The organism is Bradyrhizobium sp. NP1 (assembly GCF_030378205.1).
GTDB lineage: Bacteria > Pseudomonadota > Alphaproteobacteria > Rhizobiales > Xanthobacteraceae > Bradyrhizobium.
The window spans coordinates 6791032-6806793 of sequence record NZ_CP127385.1 but is presented as its reverse complement, the minus strand read 5'-3'; the positions used below and the strand labels follow the sequence as shown (position 1 = coordinate 6806793).

The following is a 15762-nucleotide window of genomic DNA, read 5'->3' as shown; positions in this document are numbered from 1 at the left end:
GCATGGAGATCCGGGTCGGCTTCGAGATTGCCTATACGGCGGCGCAGCCGATCCCGATGGTGATCATGCTCTCGATCCACCCGTCGCGCTTTTCCGACATCGTCGGCACCGAGACCGTCGTCGCCGACCCCGACACGCCGATCGGCTTCTATCGCGACAGCTTTGGCAATGTCTGCGGCCGCCTGGTGGCGCCAAGCGGCGGCGTGACGTTGCGCGGCCGCGCGCTGGTGCGCGATTCCGGCCAGCCTGACGTCGTGGTGCCGACGGCGCGGCAGGTGCCGATCGATCAGCTTCCCGACGAGCTTCTGCTCTATCTGATGCCGAGCCGCTACTGCGAGACCGACAAGCTCACCGACATCGCCTGGTCGCTGTTTGGCAACACGCCGCCGGGCTGGGCGCGGGTGCAGGCGATCACCGATTTCGTGCACCGTCACGTCACCTTCGGCTACCAGCACGCCCATCACATGAAGTCCGCGCATGACGTCTATGAGGACCAGAAGGGCGTCTGCCGCGACTTCGCGCATCTGGCGCTGACGCTGTGCCGCTGCATGGGCATCCCGGCGCGCTACTGCACCGGCTATCTCGGCGACATCGGCGTGCCGGCGGACCCGGCGCCGATGGATTTTTCCGGCTGGTTCCAGGCCTACCTGTCCGGCCAGTGGCACACCTTCGACGCCCGCCACAACGTCCCGCGCATCGGCCGCGTCCTGATGGCGACGGGGCGCGATGCCGCGGATGTTGCGCTCTCGACGAGCTTCGGCCGCATGGAGCTCGCGAAATTCTCCGTGGTCAGCGAGGAAGTGGTGCGGGCTTGATCGCGCCGGCGCAGGCGCGATAACAAGCTCGCATGATCTGCGACCATCTCTTCGTCTACGGCACGCTGATGCGCGGCTTCGACCACCCGATGGCGCGGCTGCTTTCCGCCAATGCCGAGTACCTCGGCGAGGCGCGCTGCCGCGGCAGGCTCTATCTCGTGAAGCACTATCCCGGCCTCGTGCCGTCCGAAAACGCCGACGACCTCGTGTTCGGCGAGCTCTATCGCTTGCGCGAGCGCGATGCGCTGCTCGCCGAGTTCGACATGTACGAGGCCTGCGGCGAGGGATTCCCCGCGCCGACCGAATATGTGCGCGAAATGCTCGGCGTCACGCTTGGCGATGGTTCCGCCGGCGAGGCCTGGACCTATCTCTACAACTGGCCAGTGAGCGGCCTGCCGCGCATCGAATCGGGACGGTTTCTGGATTAGGCCCAGGCACGCGTCATCGACGGTCGGCTCCCTCTCCCCGCTTGCGGGGGAGGGTTGGGGAGGGGGCATCACACGCTGACGATTTTGATCCCCTCCCGCTTTGCTCCTTGCCGGAGCAAAGCGACCTCCCCTTTTCAAGGGGAGGTTGAAAGCGGGGCTGTGAATAGCCGGGAGAATCGGGACTCTCTTCGTATTTCCGCGGTATTTCCGCGCGCGCCCCCTATATCCCTATCCGGTTGGCCCCGACTCAGGACTTTGTGCCAGAAATTCGCCCATGCGCTTCACGCCCCAGTTCCTCGACGAGCTTCGCGCCCGGCTTCCGGTTTCGGAAGTCGTGGGCAAGCGCGTCAAGCTGAGGAAGGCGGGCAAGGAGTGGAAAGGGCTGTCGCCGTTCCAGCAGGAGAAAACGCCGTCCTTCACCGTCAACGACCAGAAGGGCTTCTATCACTGCTTCTCCTCCCAGAAGCACGGCAACATCTTCGACTTCGTGATGGAGACCGAGGGCGTCACCTTCCCCGAGGCGGTCGAGCGGCTTGCCGGGATGGCCGGCATGGCGCTGCCGGTCGCAACCCCGGAGGCCGCGCGCTTCGAGCAGCGCCGCAGGACGCTGCATGACGTCATGGAGCTTGCGGCAAAGTTCTTCGCCGACACGCTCGCCTCGCGCAATGGCGCCAAGGCGCGCGGCTATCTCGGCGACCGCGCGATCTCGCCGGCGACGCAGCTGCAGTTTCGCCTGGGGTACGCGCTACCCGAACGCTTCGCGCTGAAGGAGCATCTCGGCTCGCACGGCATTCCGGTGCCGGACATGGTGGAGGCGGGACTTCTGATCGCGGGCGAGGACATCCCCGTTCCCTACGATCGCTTCCGCGACCGCGTGATTTTTCCGATCACCGACCTCAGAGGCCGCGTGATCGCCTTCGGCGGCCGCGCGCTGGAAAAGGACGTCGCGGCGAAATACCTGAATTCGCCGGAGACGCCGCTGTTTCACAAGGGCGACAATCTCTACAACTACGCGCCGGCGCGCCAGGCCGCGCATGACGGCAAGCCGCTGATCGTGGTCGAAGGCTATGTCGACGTCATCGCCATGGTGACGTCGGGCTTTGCCGCGACGGTTGCGCCGCTCGGCACCGCCTTGACCGAAAACCAGCTCGCGCTGCTCTGGAAGATGGCGGACGAGCCGGTGCTCTGCTTCGACGGCGACCGCGCCGGGCAGAAGGCGGCTTACCGTGCCGCGGACCTTGCCTTGCCGCATCTCAAGCCCGGAAAAAGCCTGCGCTTCGCGCTGCTGCCGGAAGGCCAGGACCCCGACGATCTCGCGCGATCGGGTGGTCGCGGCGCGATCGAGGAGGTGATGGCTGCTGCCCGCCCGCTCGCCGACATGCTGTGGGCGCGCGAGATCGAGGGCGGCAGCTTTGTCACGCCCGAGCGGCGCGCGGCGCTGGAGGCGCGGATCGGCGAGCTTGCGAACGGCATCCGCGACGAGGTGGTGCGCCGCTATTATCGGCAGGATCTCGTCGAGCGTCTCGCCCGCACCTTTGCGCCGGAGCCGGCGCGCGGCGGCTACGGGCAGGGGCGCTTCGGCCGCGAATCAGTGCCGCGTTTCGCCCCCCGTGGCGCCGGCCCGGCGGGCCGCCCGGGTGGCCGCGGGCCTGCGCGGCCCCAGCCCTCGACCCTCGGCCGCGGGCCCTACCAGGCCGCGAGCCCCCAGCTTGCGACGAGCCCGATCATGCGGGGACAGCGCAGCGCGATTTCCCGCCGCGAGGCCCTGATCCTGGAATCCCTGGTGAACCACCCCTGGCTGCTGCACGACCATCTGGAGGAAGTGGCCGCGCTGGAACTCGCCCATCCCGAGGCCCACAAGCTGCGAGCCGGTATTATTGCGGCCTTTGCCCACGATCATCACCACGCCGCCGACCCCGCCGAGCAATCCGAAAAAATGCGGGCCGACCTCGCGAAGGGCGGATTTACCCCTATTCTTCAAAGGCTTGAGCGGGCGATCACGACCGGGGCGGTGTGGGCGGCAAGGCCCGGAGCGGCGCGCGATGACGTTTTGGCGACCTGGCAGCAACTCGTTGTCTTGCATCAAAAAACCCACGCCCTACTTAGGGAAAGGAAAGAGGCCGAGCTTGCGCTCGGCGACGAGGCGAGCGAGGCCAACCTGGCCTGGCTCAAGGATGTCAGCGCCCGGCTGGAGTCGCTCGATGGCACGGAGGCCCAGATTGACGGGTTTGGCGAGCTGTCCGGCCGGTTCCAGCGCTCGGTCTGATCTTTATAAGATTCATGCGGACGGGCGCGCCCGCCCATGCAAAATGACTCGCCAAACCCATGGTTTGGCTGCAAAAACAGGGTTAAGCGAAGCTTAATACCGCACCGTTACAGCATGATCCGGAAAAGTGGGCACCGGTTTTCCGAACAGATCATGCGCAACGAAAAGCCAAGGCGCGAGGCAACTTGATCTCAACGGATCGCGTCTTAGTGAGTGCGAAACCGGCGACAGCGAGATGAGGGGTGGCGACCGTGGTGCGCCGCCCTTTGCGCGTCGAGGGCCAACCATATCCGGCGGAAGCGGCGACGCATCCGGCATGAAGCGCGTTTTGGAGAGCATTGAATGGCCACAAAGGCAAAGACGCTGCAGGTGAAGGACAAGGAAAAAGAAGACAAGGCAGCGGACGCCCCGGAGAAGGAGACCGCGGACGCACCGTCGCCGTTGCTCGACCTGTCGGATGCCGCCGTCAAGAAGATGATCAAGCAGGCCAAGAAGCGCGGCTTCGTGACCTTCGATCAGCTCAACGAGGTGCTGCCTTCCGACACGACGTCGCCCGAGCAGATCGAGGACATCATGTCGATGCTCTCCGACATGGGCATCAACGTCACCGAGGCCGACGAGGCCGACAACGAGGAAGAGAAGGACGAGGTCGACGACGAGACCGACAACGAGCTTGTCGAGGTCACGCAGAAGGCCGTCACCGAGGTCAAGAAGTCCGAGCCCGGCGAGCGCACCGACGATCCCGTGCGCATGTATCTGCGCGAGATGGGCACGGTGGAATTGCTGTCGCGCGAGGGCGAGATCGCGATCGCCAAGCGCATCGAGGCCGGCCGCGAGGCGATGATCGCGGGGCTCTGCGAAAGCCCGCTCACCTTCCAGGCCATCATCATCTGGCGCGACGAGCTCAACGAAGGCAAGATTTTCCTCCGCGACATCATCGATCTCGAAGCGACCTATGCGGGGCCTGACGCCAAGAACAATCTGAACCCGCAGATCATCGGCGTCACCGCTGATGGCGCGCCCGCCGAAGGCGGCAATGGCGCCGCGATCGCGGGCCAGCCAACTCCGGCCCATGTCGCGCCGCCGGCGGCGCCGCCGTCGCCGACCCCGTTCCGCGCCGCCCCTGCCGCCCCGGCGGGCGAAGGCGACGAGAAGGATCCGGCCGAGGCCGCCGCCGAGTCCGACATGGACGACGACGAGTTCGAGAACCAGATGTCGCTCGCGGCCATCGAGGCCGAGCTGAAGCCGAAGGTGGTCGAGACCTTCGACAAGATCGCCGACAACTACAAGAAGCTGCGCCGCCTGCAGGAGCAGGACATCAGTAACCAGCTCCAGAACGAGACGCTGTCGCCGGCGCAGGAGCGCAAGTACAAGAAGCTGAAGGACGAGATCATCGTCGAGGTGAAGTCGCTGCGGCTGAACCAGGCGCGCATCGATTCGCTGGTCGAGCAGCTCTACGACATCAACAAGAAGCTGGTCTCGTTCGAGAGCCGGCTGATGCGGCTTGCCGACAGCCACGGCGTCGCGCGCGAGGACTTCCTGCGCAACTACCAGGGCTCCGAGCTCGATCCGCGCTGGCTCAACCGCGTCTCGAAGCTCTCGGCAAAGGGCTGGAAGAACTTCGTCCACCACGAGAAGGACCGCATCAAGGATTTGCGCCACGAGGTGCAGTCGCTGGCCGCGCTCACCGGGCTCGAGATCGGCGAATTCCGCAAGATCGTGCACTCGGTGCAGAAGGGCGAGCGCGAGGCGCGCCAGGCCAAGAAGGAAATGGTGGAAGCCAACCTCCGCCTCGTGATCTCGATCGCCAAGAAATACACCAACCGCGGGCTGCAATTCCTCGACCTGATCCAGGAAGGCAACATCGGGTTGATGAAGGCGGTCGACAAGTTCGAGTACCGCCGCGGCTACAAGTTCTCGACCTATGCGACGTGGTGGATCCGGCAGGCGATCACCCGCTCGATCGCCGACCAGGCGCGCACCATCCGCATCCCCGTGCACATGATCGAGACCATCAACAAGATCGTGCGCACCTCGCGCCAGATGCTCAACGAGATCGGCCGCGAGCCGACCCCGGAGGAGCTGGCCGAGAAGCTCGGCATGCCCCTGGAGAAGGTGCGCAAGGTTCTCAAGATCGCCAAGGAGCCGCTCTCGCTCGAGACCCCTGTCGGTGACGAGGAAGACTCGCATCTCGGCGATTTCATCGAGGACAAGAACGCGATCCTCCCCATTGATGCGGCGATCCAGTCCAACCTGCGCGAGACCACGACGCGCGTGCTGGCGTCGCTCACGCCGCGCGAGGAACGCGTGCTGCGCATGCGCTTCGGCATCGGCATGAACACCGACCACACGCTGGAGGAAGTCGGCCAGCAGTTCTCGGTCACCCGCGAGCGCATCCGCCAGATCGAGGCCAAGGCGCTGCGCAAGCTGAAGCATCCGTCGCGGAGCCGCAAACTTCGGTCGTTCCTCGATAACTAATTCTTAGGTCGTCATTGCCGGGCCTGACCCGGCAATCCATCCAAATAGAAACGGCGGGCGAAAGCCCGCCGTTTTCAATTCGGTCGCAGCCATTATGCGGCCGCGCGGCCGAGAGCGCAGCTACTTCTTCTTCGCGCCGACCCGGCTGATGCTCTTGATCTTGAGCGGCGGCCGGCCGGATTTCTCGGCGATTTCGCGATCCTGCTCGTGGATGAAGGCACGCGCGGGCTCGTCGCCCTCAAGCCCGCCAAGAAGCTCTGATGGCACCCGGCGGTTGGAGCGTTGCGAGCCGTCTTCATAGATGACGTTGAAGAAGGCGAACTCGCCTTTGGGATTGGTCCCGGGTTTTTTCGGCATGGGCGGCTTGTCGTCGATTAGTACGCCGCTGTCAATTGGTGGGTATCCCGCAACTGCTGTGCGAGGGGCGCGTACCGCGCCGGCGCAAACGTCTCCGAACGCTCTGGACCGCCGCGGTTCCTGCGCTAAGCTGTCGGGAGGCCAACATCGCAAGCAGGAAAGTCTACCGATGACCAGGAGCAGGGGATTTTTGACGGCCGCGCTCTCAGCCTTGGCCATCATCGCCAGTGCGAGCCCGAGCGCACGTGCCGCGCAGTGCGGCAGCGGGCCCGGCGGGTTCGAGGCCTGGAAGCAGCAGTTCGCAGGCGAAGCCCGCGCAAAGGGCATCGGCGCTACCGGCATCTCGGCCCTGATGGGGACGAATTATGCCAGCGCGACGATCGCGGCCGATCGCGGCCAGCGCAGCTTCTCGCTCTCGCTCGAAGCATTCATGGCCAAGCGCGGTGCCGCGGCGATCGTGTCGCGCGGCCGCGCGCTGAAGCAGTCGCAAGGGGCGATGTTCGGCTCGATCCAGCAGCGCTATGGCGTGCCGCCGGGGCCGCTGATCGCGATCTGGGGCATGGAGACCGGCTTCGGCAGCCAGCGCGGCAACCAGAACATGCTGTCCTCGATCGCGACGCTGGCCTATGACTGCCGGCGTCCGGAATATTTCACGGACCAGCTTTACGCGGCGCTGCAATTGATCGATCGCGGCACGCTGTCGGCCTCGCAGCGCGGCTCGATGCATGGCGAGGTCGGCCAGACGCAATTTCTGCCGAAGAACATCCTGGCCTACGGCGCCGGCAATCTCGAGAGCGCCTCGGGCGCGCTGTCCTCGACCGCGAATTTCCTGCGCGCCCATGGCTGGAAGGCAGGGGCCGGCTACCAGCCGGGCGAGCCAAATTTCGTGGCCATCGAGGCCTGGAATGCGGCTTCCGTCTATCAGCGCGCGATCGCGATCATGGGCCGCCAGATCGACGGCGGCGGGTGAGGCGCGTGCTGATCGGCCTGACGCCCGGTCGCGCGACCTTCGGTCACGAGCCGCGCGGTTGCTTGATGTCCTGCGCGACGAGGCGGCCGGGTCCGCGCGGCGCGTCATCCGTCGCCTCGCGGCAGCCGGAAGCCATGATCGCGGTGCCCATCGCGGTCGAGCCGAAGGTGATGACGAACGATCCGATCAGCAGCAGAAGCGCCACGCCCGGCGCTCGGTCGGCGAGGATCAGGTCGCGCAGGCCGCCCGGGTTGATCAGCAGCAGGCCGCCGACGAGAAGGACGGCCGCCGCCGCGCCGGCCGCGAGGTTGATGGCGAGCAGCCGCAACAGCGGTGTCCCAAGAATGCCGCGCGGTGATGTGTCGTCCTGCAATCCGTCCTGCATCGCGGCCTGACCTGCGATCAACTGAAAACGGCCAACCCGTCAACGGACAACGTCAGGCATCAGCGCCGGTTCCTGTCGTGCAGGCGGCTGTCCTGGACGTCGTTCACAAGCGTCGACTGGCTCTGCCGGGCGGGCGTTTTGACTGACCTGTTTTCGCCATGGCATGATTGAAACCGGTGCAGCAATCAAAGGTATTTTTGAGCATGTTCAGGTCTGGCACGGTCGCTTTTCTCGGCATCTTCCTTGCTGCGGCCACGCCCGCTTTTGCCGCGCGCTGCGGCGGCGATTTCAATTCGTTCATTTCGAATGTTTCCGCGGATGCGCAAGCGGCCGGCGTCTCGGCGGCCGTCGTCAGCACGGCATTTTCCGGCGTCGGGCAGGACGGCAGCGTGCTCGCCTTCGACCGCCGGCAGCGCTACACCTTCAACAAGACCTTCGAGCAGTATGTTTCGACCCGGGTCGGGCCGGGCCGCATCAATGGCGGCCGCGCCATGCTGTCCCGTCACGCCGCGCTGCTGTCGAAGATCGAGCAGCAGTTCGGCGTGCCGCGCCAGATCCTGGTCGCGATCTGGGGACTGGAGAGCGATTTCGGCAAGGGCGACATGGGCAAGCTGCCGGTGATCCGCACGCTCGCCACGCTCGCGCATGACTGCCGGCGCAGCGAGCTGTTCCAGGGCGAGTTGCTGGCGGCCCTGAAGATCATCCAGCGCGGCGATCTGCCCCAGCGCGACCTGATCGGCGCCTATGCCGGGGAGATCGGCCAGACGCAGTTCCTGCCGTCGTCCTACATCAAGTATGGCGTCGATTTCGACGGCGACGGCCGCGTCGACCTGCGCCACAGCGTCGCCGACGTGCTCGCCTCCACCGCGAACCTCTTGCACACCAACGGCTTCAAGATGGGGCAGCCTTACGGCGAGGGCAGCGCCAATTTCGAGGCGATGCGCGAGTGGAATCGCGCCGTGATCTATCGCAAGACCATCGGCTATTTCGCCGACCAGCTCGTCGGACGGTGAGGCGCCTTGCTGCGCGAGATCCCGGGTTCGCGCTTCGCGCGCCCCGGGATGACGATCGCGCCCAGGGGCGCGATCGTCACTTCGCCTTGTTCGCCATCTTCTCCAGCCGCCGCGCCAGCACCGACCAGTAGCTCGCGGGGCGAAGCCGCTGCAGGATGTCCATGAAGCGGGCGTCGTTGCCGATCAGGATGCGCGGCCTGTTCTTCTCGATTCCGTCGATGATGCGCAGCGCGGCGGCTTGCGGCGTGGTCTTTGCCAACGCGTCGAACCGCTCGATCGTCTGTGCGCGCCACGCATTGTCGCTGATGCCGCTTCCGGTGCGGGAATTGCGCACGATGTTGGTCGAGACGCCGCCGGGATGCACCACCGAGAGCCGCACCGGGCTTGCCGCCATTTGCAGCTCATGGCGCAGGCTTTCGGAGAAGCCGCGCACGGCGAACTTCGCCGCCGCATAGGCGGTCTGGCCGGGCGGGGCGACGATGCCGAAGATCGACGAGAGGTTGACGATATGCGCTTGCCGCTGCCGCGAGAGCTGCGGCAGGAAGGCGCGGGTCGCATGCACCACGCCCCAGAAATTGATGTTCATCAGCCAGTCCATCTGCGCCTGGTCGATCTCGCCGAACTGGCCGAGCAGCGCCACACCCGCATTGTTGACGAGGATGTTGAGCGAGGGATGCGCGGCGCTTGCGGCTTGCGCGAATGCTGCAATCTGGTCGGGCGCGCCGACATCGACGCGGTGGGTCGTGACCTTGCGCGGGCTCGCGTTGCTGCCCTCGATCTCGGCCGCGACCGCCGCGAGCCCCGCCTCGTCGCGGTCGGCGAGCGCGAGATCGGCGCCGCGCGCCGCCAGTTCCAGCGCGAGCGCCCGGCCGATGCCGCTGGCCGCTCCCGTTACGGCCGCGGCGGAGCCCCTGATCTCGGTCATGTCGGTTCCTCTGTCCAGAGATCATACGGGTCCTGCTGATAGCGCAGGTTCCGGCACTATTTAAGCCGCGGTGCGAAACAATGGCGGGGTTTGTTGTTTGACCCCATGCCATCTTCTTCAACGTCTGATTTTGGGAGCGGCTCATGGGACAATCGAGGCCCTTTCGTGCCACCGCGCTCATCGTGGAGGACGACCCCTCGCAGCGCGACATGATGTCGTTGCTCCTGGAAGAAAGCGACTACGACGTGATCCAGTGCGAGAGCGCGGAGGCTGCCGCGCTTGTCCTGGAAAAGGACGACGGTGGCGCGGTGCTGCTCCTGATCACCGACGTCAACCTGGCCGGCCGCATGAGCGGGGTCGAGCTCGCCTTCCTCGCCAGGGAGCGCCATCCCGCGCTCGATGTCGTCGTCACCTCGGGCCGGCCGCTGGCGGAGAAGCTGCCCGACGGCACGAAATTCTGGGCCAAGCCGTGGACGCCGCTCGACGTGCTGCGGGAGGCGGAGGCGGCGCAGCTCGGCTCGCCGCGCTGAGGCGCTAGCGCTACCGCCGCGCGCGGCGGCGTGCTATGGCAAGCCATGTCCGCAGCCTTCCTGCTGACCTCGCTGATCGTGGTCGCTTCCCCCGGCACCGGCGTGCTCTACACGCTTGCGGCGGCGCTCGCGCGCGGCGGCCGCGCCAGCATCGCCGCCGCCTTCGGCTGCACGCTCGGCATCCTGCCGCACATGGCGGCCGCGATGCTCGGGCTTGCCGCGGTGCTGCACACCAGCGCGCTGGCGTTCGCCGCGCTGAAATGGTGCGGCGTGCTCTATCTGCTTTACATGGCCTGGCAGAGCCTGCGCGAGCGCGGCGCGCTTGCGGTGGAGACCGGCACAACGCCGCACTCGGACCGGCGCGTCGTGGTGACCGGCTTCCTGATCAACATCCTCAATCCGAAGCTGTCGATCTTCTTCCTCGCCTTCCTGCCGCAGTTCATCGCCTCCGGCGAAAGCCATCCGCTGGCGCGGATGGCCGAATTGAGCGTGGCCTTCATGGCGATGACGTTTGCGGTGTTCGTGCTCTATGGCCTGTTCGCGGCCTACGTGCGCGACCGCGTGGTGAGCCGGCCAAGGGTGATGATGTGGCTGCGCCGGGCGTTCGCCGGCGGCTTTGCGCTGCTGGGCGCGCGGCTCGCGTTCGCCGAGCGCTGAAGAGCGTCCTCCCACCTCCCTTGAAGTGACCTCCCTAAAATCAAACAGGCGGGCCGATGCCCGCCTGTTTTGAACCTGATGATCCGGGTTTGGGCCGGTAGCCCGGGGGAGCGGTGCGCTCCGCCCGGGCTGAAGAAGCGTTACTTCTTCTTCTTGGCCTTCGCCTTTTTCGCCTTTTTCGCCTTCTTCGCTTTCTTAGCCATAGTATCCTCTCAAGGGTTTAATGGATTGAACGCGAGACACGAGGGATGCTCGGCGGAGGGCCAGCCTCGCAATATCCTCGACGATAAGCGAAGCAGATTCGCGGCGTGATGCCTCCCACTGTCACGCCGGTGTCATCGCGTTATCCACAGATGTTATGCATTTTGAAACGGTTTTTCGCGAAATCGGCGCTGGCCGAACGCCGTGCGAAGCGATGCGTAAGCCTTTGATCGCCGCCGTCGCGCCGGTCGAAGGCGATGCTTAACAGCTGCCGAACGGCCTCTTCATCAATTCAAAACCACGGCGCGATTGATGCTTTCGCCTTGAGAGTCCGTTAAGCGGCGCGGCTGCATGTTGGCGCCCAAGAAGAAAGGCAGCGGTCCGGGGCGGGCCGTTCGACCGGACAGAGGGGGCGGGTGTTTCTTTTCCCGCAGTCGCGATGCTGAACGTGCCGACGCTGTGGACGGTATTCGTCATCAATTTCCTCGCGCTGAGCCTGCTCTGGGGCTACGTCCTCCGCAGCTACCCCAAGTTCGAAGCCGCGCGGTTCTGGGCTGCGGCGCCGCTGATGGCCGCGCTCGGCGCGGCGCTTTCCCTGCTGCGCGGCGTGGTGGACTCGCGCCTGCCGCTGGTCGTCGGCGGTGGCCTGTTGATCTTCGCCTGCTGCCTGATCGCGATGGGCGTTCGCCGCTTCTACGGCGAGCCGGTCTCCTGGCGTGGCGCGGCGCTGACGGTCGGGCTGACCTGCGCCGGGCTCCTGTTCTTCCTGGTCGTCGTCGACGACATGCCGATCCGCATCCTGATCTATTCGGTGGGCCAGTCGATCCCCATCGCCGCGACGGTGAAGCTGCTGTGGGGGCGCGAGCACGGCCGCACCAATCCCGGCGCCAGGCTCGCCAGCATGGTCGCGATCCTGATGGTCGCTTCTCACGCCTTTCGCACCACCTGCGCGCTGCTGCATATCGGCGGCGATGTCTCGCTGGTGACCTACAACGGGCTGCAGGCGCCGCTGATCCTGGTGCTGGGCTTCCTGTCGATGGCCTGGAATTTCGGCTTCCTGCTGATGGGCATCGACCGGCTGCGCAGCGAGGTCGCCGATCTCGCGCTGCTCGATGATCTCACCGGGGTCGGCAACCGCCGCCACCTTCTGCAGCGGCTCACCGAGGAATGCGCGCGCTCGGGGCGCTCCGGCGAGCCGTTCGCGCTCCTGGTGATCGATCTCGACGGCTTCAAGAGCATCAACGACACCCATGGTCACGCCGCGGGCGACGCCTGCCTGCAGCATTTCACGCTGATGGCGCAGACGCGGCTCAGGGCCGGCGACATGCTGGCGCGCACCGGCGGCGACGAGTTCTGCATCGTGCTGCCGTCCTCGACGCTGCGCGAGGGCGCGATGATCGCGCGCCGCATCCTCGACGTCTGCCGCGCCGACGCCGAAGCCTGTGTCGGCAACGACATCCCGATCGCGGTCTCGATCGGCGTGGCGCAATGGAGCGCCGACGTCGGCAACTTCCCGGACCGGCTGGTCGCCGCGGCCGACCACGCGCTCTACGCCGCCAAGAAGGAAGGCAAGAACCGCTGCGCGGTCTATGACCCGTCGCCGCCGCTGGCGCCCGACCAGGGCGCGGCCGAGCCGGCGCGCAAGCGCGCGTGAAGCATGCTAGACAGGCTTTATGAAAGCCCGTCTGTTCTCCACGACATGTTGGTTCCTGATCATCGCCTGCGCCGCGCTTGCGTTATCGGCGGAGATGTTCGCGCAAGGCGCTGATCTGAACGCGCTGGCGCGGCAGGCCGGCACGCCCGGGATTGACGGATTGAAGATCGTGTGGCTCGCGCCCTGGGGCGACGTCGCGACGGCGCACCGATGGACCAACATCATCGTGCACCAGACCGAGGGGCCGGCAGGCTCGGCGCGCGGCGGCGCCGCCGAGCAGGCGAAGAACCCGACACGGCGCGGCGTCATGGTCTGGGTCGAGACCGACGGCACGGTCTATTGGGCGGTGCCGGAAACGCTGGTCCCGACCCACACCGACGGCGCCAACCGCAACGACAACAAATATATCGACAACAGCCAGACCTATCATCAGGCCAACAAGGACACTTCGATCGGGGTGGAGTTCGCCGGCAACTATCCCGACGTCACCCGTCCGCCCACCGAGGCGCAGGTCGCGGCGTGGCGGATCCTGGTGAAGCTGTTGCGGGCGCGTTACGGCATTCCGCTCGACCACGTCTATGCGCACAACTGGATCGACTACAAGGACGCGCGCTATTGCGAGGGCTGCGCGCTCGCCACCATGGCGCGGGAGTGGGGGGAGTAGGGGAGCGCCGCGCTATTCGTCATGGCCGGGCTTGACCCGGCCATCCACGCCTTTCCGTTCCCGCAAGATCCTGAAGACGTGGATGCCCGGCACCGCAGACAAGTTTACGCAGTCTGCGCAGGCTTGACTGCATGCCGGGCATGACGAAGTCAGCCGGAACGGCGCAGCACGAAACGAGGCAACAAAAAAGCCGGCGTTGCCGCCGGCTTTGAAATCGCTGATCCTGCTGTTCCGATCCGAAAGCCCTCCGGCTCTCGGATCATGCCATTAGTGAGCTGCCTCGAGCGCGGCAGCTTCCTGCCGCGCGATGGTGCCCTTGACCGCCGACTGCACCTTCTCGAAGGCGCGGACCTCGATCTGCCGCACGCGCTCGCGCGACACGCCGAACTCGGCGGCAAGGTCTTCCAGCGTCATAGGCTCGTCCGCCAGGCGCCGCGCCTCGAAGATGCGGCGTTCGCGCGGGTTGAGCACGTTGATGGCGCCGTGCAGCGCGTTACGGCGATGGTCGAACTCCTCGTGCTCGGCCATCAGCGCTTCCTGGCTCGGCGAGTTGTCGACCAGCCAGTCCTGCCATTCGCCGGCTTCGCCATCGTCCCGGATCGGCGCGTTCAGCGACGCGTCGCCGGACAGGCGGCGGTTCATGTCGATCACGTCCTGATCGGTGACGCCGAGCCGCTTGGCGATGGTCTTCACCTGGTCGGGGTGCAGGTCACCCTCGTCCAGCGCGTTGATGCGGCTCTTCGCCTTGCGCAGGTTGAAGAACAGCTTTTTCTGGTTTGCGGTGGTGCCCATCTTCACGAGCGACCAGGAACGCAGGATGTACTCTTGTATCGACGCCTTGATCCACCACATGGCGTAGGTGGCGAGACGAAAGCCCTTCTCGGGTTCGAATCGCTTGACCGCCTGCATCAGGCCGACATTGCCTTCCGAGACGACCTCGGAGATCGGCAGGCCGTAGCCGCGATAGCCCATGGCGATCTTGGCCACGAGCCGGAGGTGGCTGGTGACGAGTTGATGTGCCGCGTCGCGATCGTCATGCTCGCGCCAACGCTTGGCGAGCATGTATTCCTGCTGGGGTTCCAGCATCGGGAACTTGCGGATCTCGGCGAGGTATCTTGAAAGGCCGGATTCTCCACTGAGAATCGGCAGCGAAGCTGTGCGGGCCATTCTAGCGCCCTCCACTTTGGTTCAGGCCCCCGATAGCGGCGGGCCAGGCAGGCGGCGCTTGGTTAAAGCCAGCCGGACTGCGATGTTCCGCGTTGGGTATTCAACGCGGGTGCAACAATACACCATCCGGGGGTTAATAGGGAAGGATTGCTGACGTCACGTCCCCGTGTGGCTGCCATAACCTGCTGGCATAACACGGCTTTTCCGGGGCCTGCGTCAAACCGCCGCTTCCAGGGTGCCCTCCAGGCGGGCGAGCTCGGGGGGCAGCGGCGCCTCCCAATGCATGAGTTCCCCGCTGCGCGGGTGTTCCAGAACCAGGAGATAGGCATGCAGGGCCTGCCGGTCCAGCGCCTCCAGCGCAGCGCGACCCTGCTCGCCGAGCTGGCTCGCCTTGGTCTTGAAGTGCGGGCCGTAGACGGCATCGCCCAGCAGCGGATGCCCGATATAAGCGAGATGGACGCGGATCTGGTGGGTGCGTCCGGTCTCGAGCCGGCAGGCGAGCAGTGAAGCGACCGGCTTGCCGTCGCGCCCGGCAAAGCTCCTGCGGATCTCCCAATGGGTGACGGCCTCGCGGCCGCCCTCGCGCACCGCCATCTTATCGCGCGCATGCGGGTGGCGGTCGATCGGCGCGTCGACCGAGCCGCGGAGGCGGTTCGGCAGGCCCCAGGCGAACGCCAGGTAGCCGCGCTGCATCGCGCCGGTGCGGCCATGGTCGGCGAACTGCGCCGCGAGGCCCTGATGGGCGAGGTCGTTCTTGGCGACCACCATCAGTCCCGAAGTATCCTTGTCGAGCCGGTGCACGATGCCCGGCCGGCGCACCCCGCCGATCCCCGACAGGCTCGCCCCGCAATGGGCGATCAGCGCATTCACCAGCGTGCCGCTCTCGTGGCCGGCGGCCGGATGCACCACGAGGCCGGCCGGCTTGTTGATAACGATGATGTCGGCATCCTCATAAGTAATGTCGAGCGCGATCGCCTCGCCGGCGGGCTCGGCCGGCGCAGCCTCGGGCACCTCGATCAGGATCGTATCGCCGGCCGTGACGTGGTAAGCGGGGTCGCGGACCGGGACCGACTTCACCGTCACGGCGCCTGCGAGGATCAGCGCCTTCAGCCGCGAGCGCGACAGGCCCTCGCAGCGCAGCGCCAGCACGCGGTCGAGCCGGGCCGATCCCTCGTCGCCGGCGACGGTGACCTCCAGCCTTTTCTCACCCCCGGTGTCCGCTTTCCGAAGTTCGTCTCTCATTGCTGCACAT

General features: G+C 66.1%; 15 protein-coding genes. 10 read left to right on the top strand and 5 right to left on the bottom strand.

Annotated elements, in window-relative coordinates; all coding sequences use genetic code 11:
- Nucleotides 1-2 precede the first annotated feature (2 nt).
- From QOU61_RS32895 to rpoD, 4 genes are all read left to right on the top strand, one after another.
- A complete protein-coding gene (locus QOU61_RS32895) occupies nucleotides 3-815 on the top strand; it encodes a transglutaminase-like domain-containing protein (RefSeq protein WP_289655334.1) in 813 nt (270 codons plus the stop codon).
- A gap of 32 nt (nucleotides 816-847) precedes the next feature.
- Nucleotides 848-1243 carry a gamma-glutamylcyclotransferase family protein gene (locus tag QOU61_RS32890; RefSeq protein ID WP_289655333.1) on the top strand — a complete coding sequence of 132 codons (396 nt, stop codon included), beginning with the start codon at nucleotides 848-850 and terminating at the stop codon, nucleotides 1241-1243.
- Between the two features lie 274 nt (nucleotides 1244-1517).
- Nucleotides 1518-3509, top strand: a complete 1992-nt coding sequence (gene dnaG, locus QOU61_RS32885) for a DNA primase (RefSeq protein ID WP_289655332.1) — start codon at nucleotides 1518-1520, stop codon at nucleotides 3507-3509.
- A 342-nt stretch (nucleotides 3510-3851) separates the two neighbouring features.
- Nucleotides 3852-5987 (top strand): RNA polymerase sigma factor RpoD, encoded by a 2136-nt coding sequence (gene rpoD / locus QOU61_RS32880; RefSeq protein WP_289655331.1) that lies wholly within the window; start codon nucleotides 3852-3854, stop codon nucleotides 5985-5987.
- Between the two features lie 120 nt (nucleotides 5988-6107).
- Here rpoD and QOU61_RS32875 read toward each other — a convergent pair whose 3' ends face one another.
- Nucleotides 6108-6344, bottom strand: coding sequence for a hypothetical protein (locus tag QOU61_RS32875; protein ID WP_289655330.1), 237 nt, complete (start codon nucleotides 6342-6344; stop codon nucleotides 6108-6110).
- Between the two features lie 169 nt (nucleotides 6345-6513).
- Here QOU61_RS32875 and QOU61_RS32870 point away from each other — a divergent pair, with 169 nt between their 5' ends.
- Nucleotides 6514-7314: a lytic murein transglycosylase gene (locus QOU61_RS32870; RefSeq protein WP_289655329.1), complete on the top strand. Its 801-nt coding sequence runs from the start codon at nucleotides 6514-6516 to the stop codon at nucleotides 7312-7314.
- 43 nt (nucleotides 7315-7357) lie between these two features.
- Here the strand turns inward: QOU61_RS32870 and QOU61_RS32865 are convergent, their stop codons facing one another.
- A complete protein-coding gene (locus QOU61_RS32865) occupies nucleotides 7358-7699 on the bottom strand; it encodes a hypothetical protein (protein ID WP_289655328.1) in 342 nt (113 codons plus the stop codon).
- Between the two features lie 203 nt (nucleotides 7700-7902).
- Here QOU61_RS32865 and QOU61_RS32860 point away from each other — a divergent pair, with 203 nt between their 5' ends.
- The gene (locus tag QOU61_RS32860) at nucleotides 7903-8712 is read left to right on the top strand and encodes a lytic murein transglycosylase (RefSeq protein WP_289655327.1); all 810 of its coding nucleotides are present in this window, start codon (nucleotides 7903-7905) and stop codon (nucleotides 8710-8712) included.
- 76 nt (nucleotides 8713-8788) lie between these two features.
- Here QOU61_RS32860 and QOU61_RS32855 read toward each other — a convergent pair whose 3' ends face one another.
- The gene (locus QOU61_RS32855) at nucleotides 8789-9637 is read right to left on the bottom strand and encodes an SDR family NAD(P)-dependent oxidoreductase (protein WP_289655326.1); all 849 of its coding nucleotides are present in this window, start codon (nucleotides 9635-9637) and stop codon (nucleotides 8789-8791) included.
- A gap of 143 nt (nucleotides 9638-9780) precedes the next feature.
- On the opposite strand from QOU61_RS32855, the gene QOU61_RS32850 reads away from it, so the two are divergent.
- The 4 genes from QOU61_RS32850 (at nucleotide 9781) to QOU61_RS32835 (ending at nucleotide 13343) form a co-directional block, all read left to right on the top strand.
- Nucleotides 9781-10167 carry a response regulator gene (locus QOU61_RS32850; protein WP_289655325.1) on the top strand — a complete coding sequence of 129 codons (387 nt, stop codon included), beginning with the start codon at nucleotides 9781-9783 and terminating at the stop codon, nucleotides 10165-10167.
- 45 nt (nucleotides 10168-10212) lie between these two features.
- Nucleotides 10213-10824, top strand: coding sequence for a LysE family translocator (locus tag QOU61_RS32845; RefSeq protein WP_289655324.1), 612 nt, complete (start codon nucleotides 10213-10215; stop codon nucleotides 10822-10824).
- A gap of 640 nt (nucleotides 10825-11464) precedes the next feature.
- The gene (locus QOU61_RS32840) at nucleotides 11465-12679 is read left to right on the top strand and encodes a GGDEF domain-containing protein (RefSeq protein WP_289655323.1); all 1215 of its coding nucleotides are present in this window, start codon (nucleotides 11465-11467) and stop codon (nucleotides 12677-12679) included.
- A 19-nt stretch (nucleotides 12680-12698) separates the two neighbouring features.
- Nucleotides 12699-13343 carry a peptidoglycan recognition protein family protein gene (locus QOU61_RS32835; RefSeq protein WP_502876851.1) on the top strand — a complete coding sequence of 215 codons (645 nt, stop codon included), beginning with the start codon at nucleotides 12699-12701 and terminating at the stop codon, nucleotides 13341-13343.
- Between the two features lie 267 nt (nucleotides 13344-13610).
- Here the strand turns inward: QOU61_RS32835 and rpoH are convergent, their stop codons facing one another.
- Together rpoH and QOU61_RS32825 are read right to left on the bottom strand one after the other, a co-directional pair.
- On the bottom strand, nucleotides 13611-14510 hold the full coding sequence (rpoH, locus tag QOU61_RS32830; RefSeq protein ID WP_289655322.1) for an RNA polymerase sigma factor RpoH: 900 nt from the start codon (nucleotides 14508-14510) through the stop codon (nucleotides 13611-13613).
- A 216-nt stretch (nucleotides 14511-14726) separates the two neighbouring features.
- Nucleotides 14727-15752 carry an RluA family pseudouridine synthase gene (locus tag QOU61_RS32825; RefSeq protein WP_289655321.1) on the bottom strand — a complete coding sequence of 342 codons (1026 nt, stop codon included), beginning with the start codon at nucleotides 15750-15752 and terminating at the stop codon, nucleotides 14727-14729.
- Nucleotides 15753-15762: the final 10 nt, after the last annotated feature.

What these genes read in the sequence shown, in the direction of transcription:
- QOU61_RS32895 (WP_289655334.1), top strand. Translation starts at nt 3, where the DNA reads ATGGAGATCCGGGTCGGCTTCGAGATTGCCTATACGGCGGCGCAGCCG.
- QOU61_RS32890 (WP_289655333.1), top strand. Translation starts at nt 848, where the DNA reads ATGATCTGCGACCATCTCTTCGTCTACGGCACGCTGATGCGCGGCTTC.
- dnaG (WP_289655332.1), top strand. Translation starts at nt 1,518, where the DNA reads ATGCGCTTCACGCCCCAGTTCCTCGACGAGCTTCGCGCCCGGCTTCCG.
- rpoD (WP_289655331.1), top strand. Translation starts at nt 3,852, where the DNA reads ATGGCCACAAAGGCAAAGACGCTGCAGGTGAAGGACAAGGAAAAAGAA.
- QOU61_RS32875 (WP_289655330.1), bottom strand. Translation starts at nt 6,344, where the DNA reads ATGCCGAAAAAACCCGGGACCAATCCCAAAGGCGAGTTCGCCTTCTTC.
- QOU61_RS32870 (WP_289655329.1), top strand. Translation starts at nt 6,514, where the DNA reads ATGACCAGGAGCAGGGGATTTTTGACGGCCGCGCTCTCAGCCTTGGCC.
- QOU61_RS32865 (WP_289655328.1), bottom strand. Translation starts at nt 7,699, where the DNA reads ATGCAGGACGGATTGCAGGACGACACATCACCGCGCGGCATTCTTGGG.
- QOU61_RS32860 (WP_289655327.1), top strand. Translation starts at nt 7,903, where the DNA reads ATGTTCAGGTCTGGCACGGTCGCTTTTCTCGGCATCTTCCTTGCTGCG.
- QOU61_RS32855 (WP_289655326.1), bottom strand. Translation starts at nt 9,637, where the DNA reads ATGACCGAGATCAGGGGCTCCGCCGCGGCCGTAACGGGAGCGGCCAGC.
- QOU61_RS32850 (WP_289655325.1), top strand. Translation starts at nt 9,781, where the DNA reads ATGGGACAATCGAGGCCCTTTCGTGCCACCGCGCTCATCGTGGAGGAC.
- QOU61_RS32845 (WP_289655324.1), top strand. Translation starts at nt 10,213, where the DNA reads ATGTCCGCAGCCTTCCTGCTGACCTCGCTGATCGTGGTCGCTTCCCCC.
- QOU61_RS32840 (WP_289655323.1), top strand. Translation starts at nt 11,465, where the DNA reads ATGCTGAACGTGCCGACGCTGTGGACGGTATTCGTCATCAATTTCCTC.
- QOU61_RS32835 (WP_502876851.1), top strand. Translation starts at nt 12,699, where the DNA reads ATGAAAGCCCGTCTGTTCTCCACGACATGTTGGTTCCTGATCATCGCC.
- rpoH (WP_289655322.1), bottom strand. Translation starts at nt 14,510, where the DNA reads ATGGCCCGCACAGCTTCGCTGCCGATTCTCAGTGGAGAATCCGGCCTT.
- QOU61_RS32825 (WP_289655321.1), bottom strand. Translation starts at nt 15,752, where the DNA reads ATGAGAGACGAACTTCGGAAAGCGGACACCGGGGGTGAGAAAAGGCTG.